Annotated in this window: 17 protein-coding genes; 10 read left to right on the top strand and 7 right to left on the bottom strand. The window is 73.1% G+C overall.

Features of this window, described 5'->3' with window-relative positions; translation table 11 throughout:
• Positions 1-41 precede the first annotated feature (41 nt).
• Positions 42-941 carry an alpha/beta hydrolase gene (locus tag ASC64_RS07910; protein WP_056906999.1) on the top strand — a complete coding sequence of 300 codons (900 nt, stop codon included), beginning with the start codon at positions 42-44 and terminating at the stop codon, positions 939-941.
• Positions 938-1399, top strand: coding sequence for a GNAT family N-acetyltransferase (locus ASC64_RS07905; protein WP_056906998.1), 462 nt, complete (start codon positions 938-940; stop codon positions 1397-1399). Before ASC64_RS07910 ends, ASC64_RS07905 begins: the two co-directional genes overlap by 4 nt.
• Here the strand turns inward: ASC64_RS07905 and ASC64_RS07900 are convergent.
• Positions 1371-2498, bottom strand: a complete 1128-nt coding sequence (locus ASC64_RS07900) for an aldehyde dehydrogenase family protein (protein ID WP_056906997.1) — start codon at positions 2496-2498, stop codon at positions 1371-1373. The two genes, ASC64_RS07905 and ASC64_RS07900, sit on opposite strands and share 29 nt — an antisense overlap.
• 55 nt (positions 2499-2553) lie before the next feature.
• Between ASC64_RS07900 and ASC64_RS07895 the strand changes: the two genes are divergently transcribed.
• The 3 genes from ASC64_RS07895 (at position 2554) to icmF (ending at position 7086) form a co-directional block, all read left to right on the top strand.
• Entirely contained in the window at positions 2554-3312 is a 759-nt protein-coding gene (locus ASC64_RS07895) for a helical backbone metal receptor (RefSeq protein WP_056906996.1), read from the top strand.
• Positions 3309-3797 (top strand): MarR family winged helix-turn-helix transcriptional regulator, encoded by a 489-nt coding sequence (locus tag ASC64_RS07890; RefSeq protein WP_056906995.1) that lies wholly within the window; start codon positions 3309-3311, stop codon positions 3795-3797. Before ASC64_RS07895 ends, ASC64_RS07890 begins: the two co-directional genes overlap by 4 nt.
• Positions 3798-3867: 70 nt before the next feature.
• Positions 3868-7086, top strand: a complete 3219-nt coding sequence (gene icmF, locus ASC64_RS07885; protein ID WP_056906994.1) for a fused isobutyryl-CoA mutase/GTPase IcmF — start codon at positions 3868-3870, stop codon at positions 7084-7086.
• Positions 7087-7122: 36 nt separating this feature from the next.
• Here the strand turns inward: icmF and ASC64_RS07880 are convergent, their stop codons facing one another.
• The 5 genes from ASC64_RS07880 to ASC64_RS07860 all read right to left on the bottom strand — a co-directional run bounded on the left by ASC64_RS07880 (position 7123) and on the right by ASC64_RS07860 (position 12465).
• Complete coding sequence (locus ASC64_RS07880) at positions 7123-9147, bottom strand: ATP-binding protein (RefSeq protein WP_056906993.1); 2025 nt, start codon at positions 9145-9147, stop codon at positions 7123-7125.
• A gap of 154 nt (positions 9148-9301) precedes the next feature.
• Positions 9302-10111, bottom strand: a complete 810-nt coding sequence (locus ASC64_RS07875) for a SurA N-terminal domain-containing protein (RefSeq protein ID WP_056906992.1) — start codon at positions 10109-10111, stop codon at positions 9302-9304.
• Between the two features lie 53 nt (positions 10112-10164).
• Positions 10165-10554 carry a hypothetical protein gene (locus ASC64_RS07870; protein ID WP_056906991.1) on the bottom strand — a complete coding sequence of 130 codons (390 nt, stop codon included), beginning with the start codon at positions 10552-10554 and terminating at the stop codon, positions 10165-10167.
• Positions 10555-10587: 33 nt separating this feature from the next.
• Positions 10588-11337, bottom strand: coding sequence for a sigma-70 family RNA polymerase sigma factor (locus ASC64_RS07865; RefSeq protein WP_082550326.1), 750 nt, complete (start codon positions 11335-11337; stop codon positions 10588-10590).
• Positions 11338-11490: 153 nt separating this feature from the next.
• Positions 11491-12465 (bottom strand): helix-turn-helix transcriptional regulator, encoded by a 975-nt coding sequence (locus tag ASC64_RS07860; RefSeq protein ID WP_056906989.1) that lies wholly within the window; start codon positions 12463-12465, stop codon positions 11491-11493.
• Positions 12466-12631: 166 nt separating this feature from the next.
• Here ASC64_RS07860 and ASC64_RS07855 point away from each other — a divergent pair, with 166 nt between their 5' ends.
• Positions 12632-12991, top strand: coding sequence for an ANTAR domain-containing protein (locus ASC64_RS07855; RefSeq protein WP_162245778.1), 360 nt, complete (start codon positions 12632-12634; stop codon positions 12989-12991).
• The gene (locus tag ASC64_RS07850) at positions 12988-13698 is read left to right on the top strand and encodes a GAF and ANTAR domain-containing protein (RefSeq protein ID WP_056906987.1); all 711 of its coding nucleotides are present in this window, start codon (positions 12988-12990) and stop codon (positions 13696-13698) included. The genes ASC64_RS07855 and ASC64_RS07850 overlap by 4 nt, the downstream gene beginning before the upstream one ends.
• 3 nt (positions 13699-13701) lie before the next feature.
• On the opposite strand, the gene ASC64_RS07845 is transcribed toward ASC64_RS07850, so the two are convergent.
• Positions 13702-14412 (bottom strand): GAF and ANTAR domain-containing protein, encoded by a 711-nt coding sequence (locus tag ASC64_RS07845; RefSeq protein WP_056906986.1) that lies wholly within the window; start codon positions 14410-14412, stop codon positions 13702-13704.
• A gap of 158 nt (positions 14413-14570) precedes the next feature.
• Between ASC64_RS07845 and ASC64_RS07840 the strand changes: the two genes are divergently transcribed.
• The 3 genes from ASC64_RS07840 to ASC64_RS07830 are packed head-to-tail and all read left to right on the top strand — an operon-like array spanning position 14571 to position 17226.
• A complete protein-coding gene (locus ASC64_RS07840) occupies positions 14571-15008 on the top strand; it encodes an SRPBCC family protein (protein ID WP_056906985.1) in 438 nt (145 codons plus the stop codon).
• Complete coding sequence (locus ASC64_RS07835) at positions 15005-16612, top strand: phytoene desaturase family protein (RefSeq protein WP_056906984.1); 1608 nt, start codon at positions 15005-15007, stop codon at positions 16610-16612. Before ASC64_RS07840 ends, ASC64_RS07835 begins: the two co-directional genes overlap by 4 nt.
• Positions 16609-17226 (top strand): methyltransferase domain-containing protein, encoded by a 618-nt coding sequence (locus ASC64_RS07830; protein WP_056906983.1) that lies wholly within the window; start codon positions 16609-16611, stop codon positions 17224-17226. Before ASC64_RS07835 ends, ASC64_RS07830 begins: the two co-directional genes overlap by 4 nt.
• Position 17227: the final 1 nt, after the last annotated feature.

The following is a 17227-nucleotide window of genomic DNA, read 5'->3' as shown; positions in this document are numbered from 1 at the left end:
GCCGGACCCGCCCTTCCCGACCACGGCCCTACGCTGCGTGCATGCCGAGCCGCCGCCACGACCTGCTGGCCACCCTCGTCCCCCGGATCCGCAGGTCGCGCGACCTCGAGAGCGAGCCCGCCGAGCGGGCGCGCGTCGAGGCGTGGCACCGCACCCTGGACCGCTCGCTCCCGACCCGCGCGACGCCCGGCTTCGCCCGCAGGTGGGACGCCTCGGTCACCGACATCGGCTTCCCGTGCCACGTCCTCACCCCGCACGGTCGTCGCCCCGAGCGCACGCTCTACTACGTCCACGGCGGCGGCTACATGGCGCCGATCGACGCCTTCCACGTCAGGTACGCCACCCGGCTGGCCGACGCGATCGGCGCACGAGTGGTGATGCCCGACTACCCGCTCGCCCCCGAGCACACCTGGCACGACTCGCACGACGCGCTCGTCGCCGACGCCGCTCGATGGGCCGACCGGGAGGGCGGGATCGTGCTGGCGGGCGACTCGGCCGGCGGCGGACTCGCACTGGCGATGGCGCAGTCGGTGCGGGACCGGGGGCTGCCCCCGGCCACCCACCTGGTCATGCACGCACCGTGGGTGGACCTCACCACCTCGACCCCCGAGACGCGCGAGGTCGACGCGATCGACCCCTGGTTGTTCTTCCGCAAGCTCGAGGTCTACGCCGACTGGTGGGCGGGCGCCTCGCAGGACCTGGGCCGGCCCGAGGTGTCCCCGGCCCTCGGCGAGCTGGCCGGCCTGCCGCGGGCGCTGATGCTCTACGGCACACGCGACCTGCTCCACCCCGGCTGCCGGCTGCTGGTCCGCCGGGCGGCCGAGGCCGGCTGGGACCTGGCCTCGCGCGAGGAGCCGGACCTGATCCACGTCTACGGGCTGCTGCCGTTCGTGCCCGAGGCCCGCCGCGCGTTCGCCCAGGTCGTGGAGTTCGTGCGATGAGCCTCCGCATGCTGTGCGTCGGCTTCGACGAGCTGCCACCGCGACTCGCGTACGACACGTGGCGGCTGAGGCAGCAGGTGTTCGTCGTCGAACAGGACTGCCCCTACCCCGACCTCGACGGTCGGGACACGGAGGACGCGACGCGGCACGTGCTGCTGCTCGAGGACGAGCAGCTCGTCGGGTGCCTGCGCGTCCTCGACGACGGCGAACGGGCACGCATCGGCCGCGTCGTCGTGGCGCCGTCAGCACGCGGGCGCGGCCTCGCCGGGAGGCTCATGGAGCGGGCGCTGGAGGAGTGCGGCCACCGCGAGGTCCACCTCGACGCCCAGACCGGGCTCACCGAGTTCTACCGCGGCCACGGCTTCGAGGTCACCGGCCCGGAGTTCGACGAGGACGGCATCATGCACGTGCCGATGGCGAGGAGCGGGGTCAGCGGCGGGAGTCGGCCACGACCGTGAGCACCGGCCCGAGCAGCTCCTCGGTCACCAGCCGGGAGTCGTGGGCCACGCCACCGATGACGGTCGGCGCCATCCACCAGCCGGGCCGGTCGAGCGCCTCGCCGCCGCGGGCGATGTCGGCCCCCTCGGACCGGGCCAGCGCGACGTAGCGCAGCACCCGGTCGCGAGCGACCGCGGAGCGCAGCGGCCCGCACACGGTGGCCGGGTCGTGCGGGTCGCCGACGACGACGGCGTCCATGGCCTCGATGGCCGCCGTCCGCGCGTCCATGTAGCGGAACGCCGGCACGACCACGCTGGTCGGGATGCGGCAGGCCTGGCCCGCGTTGGTGGCGACCGCGACGGCCGTGCGCGCCACGACCGTCTCGAGGTCGGCGTCGTCCCTGGCCCGGACGCTCACCGGACGGCCGGTGTCGACCCGTACGCGCTTGCGGGCCCGGGTGGCCGCGTCCCGGACGCGCTCGGCGACCACCTCGGAGCCGGTGAAGGCCACCTCGTCGACCCGACGGTCGAGGGTCAGCGAGATCGCCACGTCGACGTCGCGCGTGGCGACCACGTTGAGCACCCCGCGGGGCAGGAAGTCGAGTGCGATGCGCCCGACCTCGATCGCTGCCCGGGCCGCCTCCGGGGCGGGCTTGAGCACGACGGCGCCGCCGGCGACGACCGCCCGGCGCACCTCGTCCAGCGCCACCGCGATCGGCGACGTCGCGGGGGTGATGACGGTCGTGACCTTGGGTGCGGCCCGTCCCGGACCGGAGCGCAGCGCGGCCACGGGCTCGTCGACGTGGCCGGAGCGCAGGGCGACCGGGATGCCGGTCTCCGTGGCGAGGAGCTCGACGAGCCGGTCGGACTCGGCGACCAGCGCCTCCTGGAAGCCGAGCAGCGCCTTGAGCCGCATCGGGCCATCGGTGCTCCAGCCCGTCGCGTGGACGGCCCGCCACGCGGCCTCGACCGCGTCCTGCGCGTCCTCGAGCCCGGCGTCGGGGAGCTCCCAGAGCGGCTCGCCGGTGGCAGGGCTGCGGACCGGGATGGTCCAGCCCTCGCGCGTCGCCCGCTCCTTGCCGTCGATCGGCAGGCCCACGGGACCGACGTGTGCGCTCATGGGGCAACTCCACCACGACGTCCCGGCCGTCCACCAACCCCCTTAGGGTCACTGCATGGCGAGCGACGACCTGGGCGCCCACGTCCCCCTGGACCGACCGGCCCGACGCGTCGTGTCACTGGTGCCGTCGCTGACCGAGGCGCTCGCGACGAGCACACCCGAGCTCCTCGTCGGCGCGACCGACTGGTGCACCCACCCCGCCGACCTCGACGTCGCCCGCGTCCGCGGCACCAAGAACCCCGACCTGGCGGCGATCCGCGCGCTCGCTCCCGACCTGGTCGTGGCCAACATGGAGGAGAACCGGGAGCTCGACGTACGGCGCCTCCGCGACGCCGGCGTCGCCGTGTGGGTCACCCGCATCGAGACCGTCGAGCGGGCCCTCGCGTCGATGTCGCGGCTCTTCGCCGAGGCGCTCGACCTGCCGGACCCGCCGTGGCTGGTGGCGGCGCGCACGCTGTGGGCGGACCCCGTCCCGCTCCGGCTCGCCGTCGCCGTCCCGATCTGGCGCGACCCGTGGATGGTCGTCGGTGGGCAGACCTACACCGACGACCTCCTCACCCGGGCCGGCCTGAGGAACGTGCTGGCCCATGGTCCGGCACAGCGCGACGGGCGCTATCCCACGCTCACCCCGGCCGAGGTCGACGACGCCGGCGCGGACGTCGTGCTCCTGCCGGACGAGCCGTACGTCTTCACCGCCGACGACGGGCCGGAGGCCTTCGCGACGCCGACGCGGCTGGTGTCGGGGCGGCTGCTGACCTGGTACGGCCCGGCGATGGTCGAGGCGCACGCAATGCTGGCTAACCTCCAGCCATGACGCGCGACCCCATCGGGGAGGCCCACCGGCAGTGGGTGGCCCACGGCTGGCCCGAGGCCGCCGACGGGATGGCCATGGTGACCTCGCTGGTGCGCGCCCAGCAGCTGCTGATGGAGCGCATCGACGCGGTGCTGCGCCCGCGCGGGCTGACCTTCGCCCGCTACGAGGTGCTGCGGCTGCTGTCGTTCACCCGCGAGGCGGCGATGCCGATGTCGCGCCTCGGCTCGCTGCTGCAGGTCCACCCCACCAGCGTCACGAGCGCTGTCGACCGGCTCGTCGGTCAGGGGTACGTCGAGCGCGTGCGCAGCGACTCGGACAAGCGGGTGGTGCGCGCTGTGCTCACCGAGGCCGGCCGCGAGGCCGTGGAGGAGGCGACCGCCGCCCTCAACGACGCGGTCTTCGAGGCGCCCGGGCTGCCGGGAGCCGAGGTGCTGGGGCTCACAGAGCGGCTGACCGCCCTTCGGGCCGGTCTCGGCGACGCCTGACGACAGGCACTCCGCAGGCGGCACGGCTTGTGACTCGCGGGTAATTACTAGGATGTCCTAGTATCTCCTCATGGCCGACCTCCACACCCCGCAGAACCCGATCCGCCTCGTCACCGCCTCGAGCCTCTTCGACGGCCACGACGCCTCGATCAACATCATGCGGCGGATCTTCATGAGCCAGGGGTGCGAGGTGATCCACCTCGGCCACAACCGGTCCGTGCAGGAGGTCGTCGACGCCGCGCTGGAGGAGGACGTCCAGGGCGTCGCCGTGTCGTCCTACCAGGGCGGGCACGTGGAGTACTTCGAGTACCTCGTCGAGTCGCTGCGCGCGGCCGGTGCCGGGCACGTCCGGGTGGTCGGGGGCGGCGGCGGCGTCATCGTGCCGTCCGAGATCGCGCGCCTGCGCGAGTCCGGCGTCACGATCTTCTCCCCGGAGGACGGCCAGAAGATGGGCCTCGTCGGGATGATCAACTCGGTGGTCGAGGCCTGCGACATCGACCTCTGGTCCGACCGGTCCGTCACCGTCGAGCAGGTGCTCAGCGGCGACCGCTTCGCCGTGGCCCGGGCGATCACCGGCGCCGAGGAGGGCCGCCTCGACGAGTCGATGCTCGCCGAGATCCGTACGGCGGCCGCGCGCCGCGTCGTGCCCGTGCTCGGCATCACCGGCACCGGCGGCTCGGGCAAGTCCTCGCTCACCGACGAGATCGTGCGCCGCTTCCGCACCGACCAGCAGGACAAGCTCCGCATCGCCGTGGTCGCGGTCGACCCGACCCGCCGCAAGGGCGGCGGCGCGCTGCTCGGCGACCGGATCCGTGCCAACTCCCTCGACGGCGACCGCGTCTTCTTCCGCTCGCTGGCCACCCGCGGTGCCCACGAGGTGCCCGGGCACCTCGCCGACGTGATCGACGTCGTCAAGGCCGCCGGCCACGACCTCGTCATCGTCGAGACCCCCGGCATCGGCCAGGGCGACGCGGGCATCGTGCCGCTGGTCGACCACTCGCTCTACGTGATGACGCCGGAGTTCGGCGCCGCCTCCCAGCTGGAGAAGATCGACATGCTCGACTTCGCCGACTCGGTCGCGATCAACAAGTTCGAGCGGCGCGGCGCCAAGGACGCGCTGCGCGACGTGGGCCGCCAGCTGGTCCGCAACCGCGAGGCGTTCGGCAAGCAGCCCGACGACATGCCGGTCTTCGGCACCAGCGCCGCGACCTTCAACGACGACGGCGTCACCGCGCTCTACCAGCACCTGCGCGACGCGCTCGCCGCCGCCGGCCTCGAGGTGCACGACGGCACGCTGGCCCACGTCGACGTACGCCACTCCTCCGGCATCCGGCAGGTCGTCCCCGCCGACCGGGTCCGCTACCTCAGCGAGATCACCGAGACGGTCCGCGGCTACCACGCGCGGACCGAGACGCTCGTGGAGGCCGCGCGCCGGCTCCAGCGCATCGAGGCCGTCGCCGCGGAGCTGGACGGCAGCACGGACGTGGCCGGCCTGCTCGAGGTGGCCCGCAAGGACGTCCCCCACGAGGTCACCGACCAGATCACGCGGTGGCCGGCCGTCGTCGAGTCCTACTCCGGCGACGAGCAGGTCGTGGTCGTGCGCGACCGTGAGATCACCACGAAGCTCACGAAGGAGTCGCTCAGCGGCAACAAGATCCCGCGCGTCTCGCTCCCCCGCTTCGCCGACCACGGCGAGCTGGTGCGCTTCTGGCGCAGCGAGAACCTGCCCGGCTACTTCCCCTTCACCGCGGGCGTCTTCCCGTTCAAGCGCGACAACGAGGACCCCGCCCGCATGTTCGCCGGCGAGGGCGACCCGGCACGCACCAACCGCCGGTTCAAGATCCTCTCGGAGGGCAACGAGGCGACCCGTCTCTCGACGGCCTTCGACTCCGTCACCCTCTACGGCCGCGACCCCGACCCGCGCCCCGACGTCTACGGCAAGGTCGGCACCTCCGGCGTGAGCGTCGCGACGCTCGACGACATGAAGGCGCTCTACGACGGCTTCGACCTCGTCGCGCCGACCACGTCGGTCAGCATGACGATCAACGGCCCCGCACCGACCGTGCTCGCGTTCTTCCTCAACACCGCGATCGACCAGCAGGTCGACGCCTTCCGGGAGAAGGAGGGCCGCGAGCCGAGCGACGAGGAGCGCGCCACCCTGGCGGCGTACGCCCTCGCGAACGTCCGCGGCACGGTGCAGGCCGACATCCTCAAGGAGGACCAGGGGCAGAACACCTGCCTGTTCTCCACCGAGTTCTCGCTGCGGATGATGGCCGACATCCAGGAGTGGTTCATCGAGCACCAGGTGCGCAACTTCTACTCCGTGTCGATCTCCGGCTACCACATCGCCGAGGCCGGGGCGAACCCCATCAGCCAGCTCGCCTTCACCCTCGCCAACGGCTTCACCTACGTCGAGGCCTACCTCGCGCGCGGGATGGACATCGACGACTTCGCGCCCAACCTGTCGTTCTTCTTCTCCAACGGCATGGACCCGGAGTACTCCGTGCTCGGCCGCGTCGCCCGCCGCATCTGGGCGATCACGATGAAGGAGAAGTACGGCGCCTCGGAGCGCTCGCAGAAGCTGAAGTACCACGTCCAGACGAGCGGCCGGTCGCTGCACGCGCAGGAGATGGACTTCAACGACATCCGGACCACGCTGCAGGCGCTCATCGCGATCTATGACAACGCCAACAGCCTGCACACCAATGCCTACGACGAGGCGGTGACGACCCCGACCGAGGACTCCGTGCGCCGCGCGCTGGCGATCCAGCTGATCATCAACCGCGAGTGGGGCCTGGCGATGAACGAGAACCCCCTCCAGGGCTCGTTCGTCATCGACGACCTCACCGACCTGGTGGAGGCCGCCGTCCTGCAGGAGTTCGACCGGATCAACGAGCGCGGCGGCGTGCTGGGCGCGATGGAGACCGGCTACCAGCGCGGTCGGATCCAGGACGAGTCGATGCTCTACGAGCACCGCAAGCACGACGGCTCGCTGCCGATCATCGGCGTGAACACCTTCGTCAAGGAGTCCGCCGCCGACGCCCAGCCCAAGGAGATCGAGCTCGCCCGCGCGACCGATGCGGAGAAGGAGTCGCAGCTCTCCCGCGTGCGCGCCTTCCAGGCCGAGCACGGCGCCGAGGCGCAGCAGGCCCTCGCCCGCCTGAAGGACGCCGCGACGTCGGGCGAGAACGTCTTCGCCGTCCTGATGGACGCGGCCCGCGTCTGCTCGCTCCAGCAGGTCACCGAGGCGTTCTTCGAGGTGGGCGGGCAGTACCGCCGGAACGTCTGAGCCTCGAGACCGCAGCCCCGCCGCGCCAGCGCGCCGCTAGCCCGAGCGCGCGCCCGTCAACGACTGGTCGGCGTGCGGCACGACGCCACCGGGGTCGCCCTCGGCGGCCGGGAGGTCGAAGCGGAAGACCGATCCCGGAGCGGGCTCGGCGGCCAGGCACTCGATCGTGCCGCCGTGGCGGTGGACGATGGTCTGGCAGATGGACAGGCCCATGCCGGTGCCGCGGAACCCGGACCGGACCGTGTCGCTGCGGTGGAACCGCTGGAAGATCAGGGTGCGCTCGTGCTCGCCGACGCCGACGCCGTTGTCCTGGATCTCGACGACGACCCGCGACCCCTGTCGGTGGGCCGACACCGAGATGCGCGCCGGCACCCCGGGGCGGGCGTACTTGACGGCGTTGTCGACGAGGTTGGCGAAGAGCTGGCGCACCGCCAGCCGGTCGGCGTGCACGGAGGGGAGCGTGCCGGGGGCCTCGAGGACGTCCTCGGGGCCGAGGAGGTTGCCGGCGAGCGTCAGCACGCCGTCGCGGCCGGTGAGCGGGATGTCCTCGGGTGCCAGGTCGCCGGCCTCGGCGAGGGCGTGGGCGAGCAGGTCGTCGATCAGCTGGGCCATCTGGCCCGATGCCCGCTCGGCGCGCTGGAGCGCGACCAGGGTGTCGCTGTCGGCGTCGAGGTCCTCGGACGCCAGCCCGATCCAGGAGCGGATGGCCGTCAGGGGGCCGCGGAGGTCGTGGGCGGCCGTCGAGGCGAAGCCCACCAGAGGACGCAGGCCCCGGCGGTGCTCGGTCACCTCGCGGAGCACGAGCAGCACGGCGGAGCGGTCCTCGTCGCCGCGCCGGGCGGGGAGGACGACGCGGGAGACCGCGAGGACCATCTCCTCACCGGAGTCGAGGGGCACCTCGACGTCGCCGACGCCGAGCTCGGCACGGACCGCGCCCGTGCTCTGGAGTGCGGGGTCGACCACCAGGTCCACGAGTGCCGCCAGCGCCACCTCGTCCGGGGCGCCTGGCCGCACCCGGTGGGCGAGTCGCCTGCTCGCGCCGTTGCTGCGCTCGATGCCTCCGTCGTGGTCGATGACGATGAGACCCTCGTCCATGCTCTCGGTCATCTCGGTGAGCAGCGCTGCCTGCTCGGCCGCCCGCTCCTGGGCGCGCGCCGTGCGGGCGACCAGGTTGTCGATCCGGTCGCTCAGCGTGCCGACGGCGAGACCGGTCAGCAGGACGACGACGAGGAAGACCTGGGAGAGCAGGGTCTCCTCCACGGGGTCGCCGAGGCTGGCGTAGGGGCCCACGCCGAAGAGGGTGAGCACGAGGCCGCCCATGCCCAGCGAGAGCGCGTGCAGCGCGGCGAGGTAGGTCGGGAAGCGGGCCGCCGACCACACGCAGAGCGAGACGACGACGAACACCAGCGGCAGGGGCTGGAAGAAGATGGCGACGAGGACGACCAGCGAGACGACCCACAGCATCGCCAGCTCGAGTCGCGTGCCGCCGCGCGCACGGGGCGGCAGGTGCTGGGTGTACCACTCCCACGCGAGGTGGCCGACGCACCCGACCACGAGGATGCCGGTGAAGTGACGGGCGAACCACGCCTCCGGCACCCACGCGTCCCAGCTCCCGTCGCCGGCGACGAGCACACCGGCGGCGCCGATGAGCGCGCCGGCGGTGCTGCCGATGGCGGCCGCCGCGCACGTGCGCGCGAGCGTCTTCGGCGAGCGGAAGCTCTCGGTGCCACCCGCGCCCAGGAGGGTCGGGCACCAGCGCCGCATCAGGGCCACCGTGAGCCAGGTCTGGACGGCGACCGAGATCGCTCCCAGGGCGATCACCGTGGCAGGGGCCGAGGTGATCGTGGAGACGCTGCCGTGGATCAGGGTCAGCGGCACGAGCACGCGCGCCTGGTGGCGTGGCGACTCCGCCAGCAGCCACAGCATGGCCACACCCGCTCCGGGCCACACGAGGCTCACCGTCTGGCCGTCCACGACCGTCAGCCGGGCCGCGAACGCGAGCAGCGTGTAGGCCACCGCGAACCCGAGCGCCCACGGGAGCGCGAGTGGACGCGGCGTCACCGACGCGTCCCCAAGGTCACCACGCGCCGCCAGGCGGTGGGCTCGGGGACACGGGACTGGCACACGACGTCGACTTTAGTGCCTTCTCCGTGCACGCAGGACCAACAAGCGGAGATAGGGGAAGGCCCGGCGGGACCCCCTCCCGCGTGACGGGTCAGAGGTTGATGGTGATGTCGGCGCCCTTGCGGAGGTCCTCGACGAGGGACTGGGCGACCTTGCCGACCTGCTCGGCCGTGGCCTGCTCCGCGATCTGGTCGCGGACCTGCGCGAACGGCGGGATCGCCTGCCCCTTCTGCCCGGACTGCGCCTGCTGCTTCTTCGCCTGGGCGTAGAGGGTGCGCAGCTCCTTCTCGGTCGGCTCGATCGGCCCGTCCTCGTCATCGACGAGCTGCTCGACCATGACCTGGGTCTCGACCTGCGCGCGCGCCTGCTCCTCGCTGAGGCCCTGCTCCTCCACGGCCTTCAGCAGCTCCTCGGCGGAGCCCATCTGGTTCTGCTCCGCGAGGGTCTGCAGCTCGGCGTCGACGTCCTCGTCGCTGACCGAGATGCCGCGGGAGTCTGCCTCCTGCGCGAGCAGCTCGGTGTCCACCAGGTCGTCGACGGTCTGCTTCTTCAGTGCCTCCTCGTCGGGAGCCTCGCCACCCATCTGGGCCTGCGCGGCAGCCCGCTGGAAGCTGGCCTGGTAGACGGGGACGAACTCGTCCTTGGTGACCTCCTCGCCGTTGACCTCGGCGACGACGTCGGGGATGCCCTCGAGGTCGGGCTCGGCAGCGTCGGTGGACGCGCCGGCGGAGGCGTCAGCCGAGGGGTCTGCGGAGGCCGAGGAGGCACCGGAGCCGTCGGAGGCCTGGGCGTCATCGTCGCCGCCCGCGCTGCAGGCGGTGAGGGCGAGGAGGGCGGCGGCGGCGGCGAGGGCGCCGACGGTGGTCCGGACGGGCCGGTGGGTACGCATGGTGTGAGTCATCGCCGTCGACCGTACGCACCGAACCTGAGGGCGGTCCTCAGGTTCAGAGCCACTCACAGGTGGTCCGGCACGACCAGCGCGTCGGGGTCCTGACGGACCGGCAGCTGCGCCAGCGCCGTACGCACGAGGGTCACGCGGGCGGCCACCGCGACCTTCTGGCGCAGCCGACCGACACCGCTCTCGCCCAGCGTCTGCTCGACGGCGGTGGCGACCTGCTCGTCGGTGAAGGTCGGGCGGGTGCCTGCGGGCACCTCGATGTCGGGCAGCGCGAGCATGACGGGCAGCACCTGGCTGCCGACCGCCTCGAGGAGGTGGTAGCGATCGATCTTGCTCATCGCGTCCCACGCCTCGTCGGCCGTGACGCGGCGGCGTGGCTTCCCGCCGGCCACGACCTTCGCGGCGGCCGTGACGGCGACGGTCAGCTCGTGCTCGGTGAAGCGCATGCGACCAGCATGCCCGATGGGCGTCCGCTGCCTTCAGACCGCGGGGTGCCGCTCACCGAGCTGCTCGCGGAGGTCGCCGAGGATGCGCGTGATCACGCGGGACACCTGGGCCTGCGTGAGGCCGATGTCCTCGGCGATCTCCTGCTGCGTGCACTCGTCGAAGAACCGCAGCCGCACGATGCGGCGATCGCGGTCGGACAGCTTCCGCACCACGGGATCCAGCACGACCCGGGCCTCCGCCGACTCGATGGCGCGGTCGTCGGCGCCGAGGAGGTCTCCCAGCGTGGACGAGCCGTCACCGACGGTCCCGTCGAGCGAGGTCGGGGTGAAGCAGCCGTCGGCGGAGAGGGCCTCGATCACGCCGTCGAGCTCCTCGCCGAGGTGCGCGGCGACCTCGGTGGGTCGCGGGGAGCGGCCCAGCTCGGCCTCGAGGTCGCGCTGCGCGCTCGCGATGCGCGCCTGGAGGTCCTGGACCCGCCGGGGCGGGCGGACCATCCATCCGGCGTCGCGGAAGTGCCGACGCAGCTCGCCGCGGATCGTGGGGACGGCGTACGACAGGAAGTCGTGGCCGGCGTGGGGGTCGAAGCGCTGGGCGGCCTTGGTGAGGCCCAGCAGCGCGACCTGCTCGAGATCGTCGAGGTCGATGCCTCGGTTGCGGTAGCGCGCAGCCATCGACCGGGCGATCGGGACGTTGTCCTCGATGAGGCGGTGGATCGGCGCGTGCCGCTCGGCCTCGGCGGACGACTCGGTGGTGGAACGAGGGTGCTGAACGCGGAGGGTCATGGTGTCGACCACGGCTTGCTCCCTTCACAAACGGGGACGGCTTGCCGTGGTCTCCAGCAAGGCGATACCTCGACTGTGCCATGGTCTGGACCAGTTGGCCAGCCGGAAAGCGAACGGCCGGGTGAACGGACGGGGCCGGAGTGACGGGTGACGTCAGGAGTGGGAGCGGCTCAGCGTGTCGCGGGGGTTCTCGTGGAACGCCTGGCGGTAGCCCGCGGCGAACCGGCCGGGGTTGAAGAAGCCGTAGCGGACGGCGACCTCACCGACGTTCAGCGCGGAGCCGTCCCGCAGGGCCTGCCGCACCAGGTCCAGCCGGACCCGGCGGAGGCAGGCCATCGGGGTGCACCCGAGGTGCCGGCGGAAGGCGTACTGCAGCGCGCGCGGCGTCACTCCGCACGCCTGTGCCAGTCGGGCGACGGTGACGTCCTCGTCCGCGTGCTCCTCGATGAACCGCAGGGCGCGGCGGACGGTGGACGGGGTGGCGTCGCTGGCGTCCACCCCGCGGGGCACGGCCGACGGATCGACGACGTTGTTCGCAAAGGTGTGGAGCAACGTGTGGCCCAGCAGCCGCGACGCGTGCGACCGGGCGAGCGGCGCCTCCGCACCGGGGAAGCCCGTGCTGAGCAGGTCGACGGTGGCGCGCCACCTCGCCCCGGCAGCGGGCGAGTGGGGCACGTAGCTGGTGAAGGTGAGGTGCTCCCCGGGGTGGTCGGGCACCACGTCCTCGACGGCGCTGGTGAGCGCCTCGGCCGTGAAGACGGTGTCGCGGACCTCGAGGGCGTCGCTGCTGCCGGTGAACGGCATCTCCCAGCCCGACAGCACGACCGAGTCGCCGTCGCGGAGCCGGTCGGTGACGTGGTCGCGGGTGTACTCCGAGCTGCCGTGCAGCAGGTCGACCACGACCAGCGCCGGGACCGGGTCGGAATCGATCGTGAAGCGGGCGTCGATCGTCAGGTGGTCGAACGCGATGGCTCCGTGGTCCGCCCGGTGGTGCCGGACCGTGCCGAGGCGGCCGCCGAGGCGGAAGCTGGTGCCGTAGGCCGTGTCGAGCCACTCGCGTGCGGCGTCGCCGTCGCCCTCGAAGTCATAGACCTCGGGTGCCCTGCGGGGCAGGGGTGACGTGGGCACGGTGCGCCTCCGGCAAGGAGAACGGGCGACCACTGGGCTCGAGTCGCTCCGACGATATCCCAGATGGACTGGGAAGGCCGTTGTCAGTGACCGCTTGTAGACTCATCGGGCTCGATCACCGAGCTCCGCCCTGTGTCCGCGGACCTACGTCATGCGAGAGGTGACGATGTCTGGGACACCCCTATCCCCGGGCGGGCCATCGGGGCCCGCCGACCTGCCCGACCCGACGCTGCGCGCGGAGGTCGCGCAGCTGCAGGAGGCGGTGCAGTCGCAGCGCGCGATCGGCATGGCCATCGGGCTGCTGTCAGCCCGCTACGAGTGCAGCACCGAGCAGGCGTGGCGCAGCCTGCTGCGGATCTCGCAGGACAGCAACACGAAGGTCCGCACGGTCGCGCGCGTCCTGGTCGCGACCCACGACGGGTCCGCCGACGGGGCCGACCAGGCGCTCCTCGACGCCTTCGTCGCCCACCTCCCCGCGTCGCGCTGGCCTCGGAGGCGGCTCACGGGGGAGGATCTGGCACCGTGAACATCGATGACGCGGCCCTCGCAGAGAGCATCCGCCGCCTCACCCAGTCCCGCGTCGACGACGGGAGCGTGCAGACGGCGCTGGAGCAGGTCGTCGCGGCGTGCGTCGACCTCTTCGGCGTCGGCGGCGCCGGCCTGCTGATCGCCGACGAGCAGGACGTGCTCGCCTACGTCGCGGCCAGCGACGGTCCCGGGCGCATCCTGGAGACCACGGAGGCCGAGGCCGGCGAGGGTCCCTGCACGGAGGCCTTCGTCAAGGACCGGGTCGTCATCAGCCGCGACATCACCGCCGAGCCGGAGCGCTGGCCGGTCCTGGCCACGCGGCTGGCCGACCAGCCCGTGCGGGCGGTCCTCGGCGTCCCGGTGCGCATGGGCGGCGTGCCGGTCGGCACGCTCGACGTCTACCAGGAGCACGCCCACGACTGGGACGCGAGCGAGGTCGCCGCCCTCGTCAGGTACGCCGAGGTCATCGCCACCACCCTGTCCACGGCCCTGCAGGCCCACACGGCCGGCGAGCTCGCCCGCCAGCTCCAGTACGCCCTCGACTACCGCGTCCTCATCGAGCGCGGCGTGGGCTACCTGATGGCCAAGGAGTCGATCGACGCCGTGATGGCGTTCAACCGGCTCCGCGGCGCCGCCCGCAACCGTCGTACCAAGATCGGGCGCGTCGCGGAGCAGGTCCTGGAGACCGGCCGCCTGCCGGAGTGAGGCTCAGCCCTCCGCGTCCTCACGGAGGTCGTTCGGGATGGCCCGGGTCGCCACGATCTGGGCCGCGATGTCGCGCAGCTTGACGTTGGTCGTCGACGAGAGCCGGCGCAGCAGCTCGAAGCTCTGGTGCTGGTCGATGCCGTAGCGCTCCATGGCGATCCCCTGCGCCATCCCGATCACGTGCCGCGAGCTGACCGCGGTCTGGAGGGTGGTGGCGCGTCGCGCGGACGAGAGCGCCGTCGTGGCGTGGACGGCGTACACCAGCGCGAGGTCGACCACGTCGCGGTCGGCGAAGCTGCTCGGCTCACCGCTGTAGAGGTTGAGCGCGCCGAGCGGTTCGTCCCGGTCCGTCACGGCGACCGACAGCAGCGACCGCACTCCGAGGACGGCCGCCTTCGGGCCCCACCCGGGCCAGCGCGGGTCTCGCTCGACCGCCCCGCTGCGCAGCCAGCCACCCGTGTCGGCGATCTCGAGGCACGGCCCCTCGCCCAGCTCGTACTGGAGCGCGTCCACCTCGGCCGCCACCGGAGCGCTGCTGGCGAGGGTCTTGTGGGCACCGCGGGTCGTGCGGATGGTGAGGCTGACGTGGTCCGCCTCCGGCACCAGCTCCCGCATCCGGGTGACGATGGCCTGGGAGGTCAGCGCCTCGTCGGGCTCGAGCTGGAGCTCGGCGGCGAGCGCCGCGAACACCGCCGAGGAGTCGTGGGTCGACAAAGAGGTTCCTTGCAGAAGCGCACCGACGACCCGTGTTCTGGAGTCGTGGCAAAAGTTAGCGAACCCGGGCGCTCCCGTTCAACGCGACACAGCGTGCATGCTGGACCACGCAGGGGGTACGACGGCACCGTGACCACGAGCCCCGGAGGGACTGACGCATGAGCACCCGCAGCCGACTGATCAAGGCGACCCCGGAGCGGGTCTGGTCCGTGCTGGCCGATGGCTGGCTCTACCCCCTGTTCGTCGTGGGCGCCTCGCGGATGCGCGACGTCGACGAGGGCTGGCCCGCAGTGGGCACCCGGCTGCACCACAGCGTCGGCTCGTGGCCGCTCCTCATCGACGACACCACCGAGGTCCTCGAGGTCGATCCCGGCAACCGCCTCCTGCTGCGCGCCCGCGCCTGGCCTGCCGGCGAGGCGCACGTCGAGATCGTCCTGGAGCAGACGGGGTCGGAGACGCTCGTCACCATCCACGAGGACGCCACGGCCGGCCCCGGTGTCCTGGTGCCCAAGCCGCTGCGCGACGTCCAGCTCGACCTCCGCAACGACGAGACCCTGCAGCGCCTCGCCTACGTCGTGGAGGGTCGGACGACGTGACCTCGGCGCCTGGCCGCCGCTACGACGCGGTCGTCGTCGGGGCGGGGCCCAACGGGCTGGTCGCGGCCAACGTGCTCCTCGACGCCGGGTGGAGCGTCCTCGTGCTCGAGGCGCAGCCCACCGTCGGCGGTGCGGTCCGCAGCGACCGCGAGCTGCACCCCGACTTCGTGCACGACACGTTCAGCGCCTTCTACCCCCTCGCCCTCGCCTCCCGCGCCATCACCTCGCTCCGGCTCGAGGACCACGGCCTGGCGTGGGAGCACGCTCCCGCCGTGCTCGGCAACCCGTTCGGCGACGGCCAGTGGGCGGTGCTGCACCGCGACCGCGAGCGGACCGCGGCCGGCATGGACGCGCTGCACCCCGGCGACGGCGAGGCGTGGCTCGAGCTGTGCCGCACGTGGGACCGCATCGGCGGCGCGCTCGTCGACGGCCTCACCTCGCCGTTCCCCCCGGTGCGCGCGGGAGCCCGCCTGCTGCCGGCGCTCGCCCGCGCCGGCGGCCTGGACACCGTCCGACGGCTCGCGACGCCCGTCGCCTCCCTCGGGCGCGAGATGTTCGGCGGACCGGCCGGCGGCCTGCTGCTCGCGGGCAACGCCGGTCACGCCGACTTCCCGCTGTCCTCCCCCGGGTCCGGCGTGTTCGGCGTCCTCATGTCCATGCTCGCTCAGACGGTCGGGTTCCCGGTGCCGCGCGGCGGCGCGCAGGCCCTGACCGACGCGCTCGTGACCCGCCTGACCAGCATCGGCGGCCGCGTGGAGACCGGGCGCGAGGTCACCCGGGTCGTCGTGCGCGACGGCCGGGCGGTGGGGGTGCAGACCCGTGACGGCGAGGCGTACGACGCCCGCGCGGTGGTGGCGGACGTCGTCGCGCCGAAGCTCTTCGGCGGCCTGGTCCCGAGGGAGGACCTGCCTGCCCGGGTCGTCCGCGGCATGCGCCACTTCGAGCTCGACCCGGGCACGGTGAAGGTCGACTGGGCCCTCACCGGGGCGATCCCGTGGACCGGCCGGCCCGACGACTCGCCCGGCACGGTGCACGTCGCGGACTCCGTGGAGGAGATGACCGAGACCCTGGCGAAGGTGTCGTCCGGCGTCGTGCCCGACCGGCCCTTCCTGCTCACCGGCCAGATGACCACCAGCGACCCGTCGCGCTCGCCCGCCGGGACCGAGTCGTTCTGGGCCTACACGCACGTGCCCCAGCCCGCCATGACCCGTCGCGACGCCGGCGAGGGGGTCACCGGCCGCTGGGACCACGACGACCTCGAGCGCTTCGCCGACCGGATGCAGGCGCGGATCGAGGCGCGCGCACCCGGCTTCGGGGACCTCGTGGCCGCGCGCCGGGTGATGGGCCCGCACGAGCTCGAGGCCCGCAACGCCAACCTCGTCGGCGGCGCGATCAACGGCGGGACCTCCCAGCTGCACCAGGAGCTGGTCTTCCGACCCGTCCCGGCGATGCGCGGGCGGGCCGCGACCGGCGTGCCCGGCCTCTTCCTCGCCTCCGCCTCCGCGCACCCGGGAGGCGGCGTGCACGGCGCGGCCGGCGCCAACGCCGCCCGGGCCGCGCTGTGGGAGCACCGCACCCGCCGGCTGCGAGGTGGTCGGTCATGACCGAGCACCTCGCCTTCGGGCCGCTGACCATCGCCTTCGACGAGCGGGTGCTGCGACCCCGGGAGTGGACCGCCGCCCAGTCCGCCTGGGCCGCGGACCTGATGACCAGCGCGCCTGACGGTCCCGTGCTCGAGCTCTGCTCGGGCGCCGGCCACATCGGCCTGCTCGCCGTGCTCCTCTCCTCGCGCCCGCTCGTGTGCGTGGACGCCAGCAGCGTCGCGTGCGACTACGCCCGCGCCAACGCGGCCGCGGCCGGCATCGCCGCCCGCGTGGAGGTCCGGGAGGGCCGGCTCGAGGAGGCGGTGCGCGACGACGAGCGGTTCCCCGTGGTCATCGCCGACCCGCCGTGGGTGCCGCGCGACGAGACCGTCCAGTTCCCCGAGGACCCGCTGACCGCCATCGACGGTGGCGACGACGGTCTTGACGTCGCCAGGGCGGTGCTGGCCGTCATCGACCGGCACCTCGCACCCGGCGGATCGGCCGTGCTGCAGCTCGGCACGACCGCCCAGGTCGACGTGCTGAAGGCGGAGCCGTGCCTGGCCACCGGTCGCCTCACCGTGGTGGAGGTGCGCGAGGAGGAGCGCGGCGTCCTGGCCCGGCTGGACCGGGCGTGAC

Source organism: Nocardioides sp. Root122, from assembly GCF_001425025.1.
Taxonomy (GTDB): domain Bacteria; phylum Actinomycetota; class Actinomycetes; order Propionibacteriales; family Nocardioidaceae; genus Nocardioides.
Note: the sequence above shows the minus strand (reverse complement) of the source record. Positions and strands in the feature narration are given on the sequence as shown.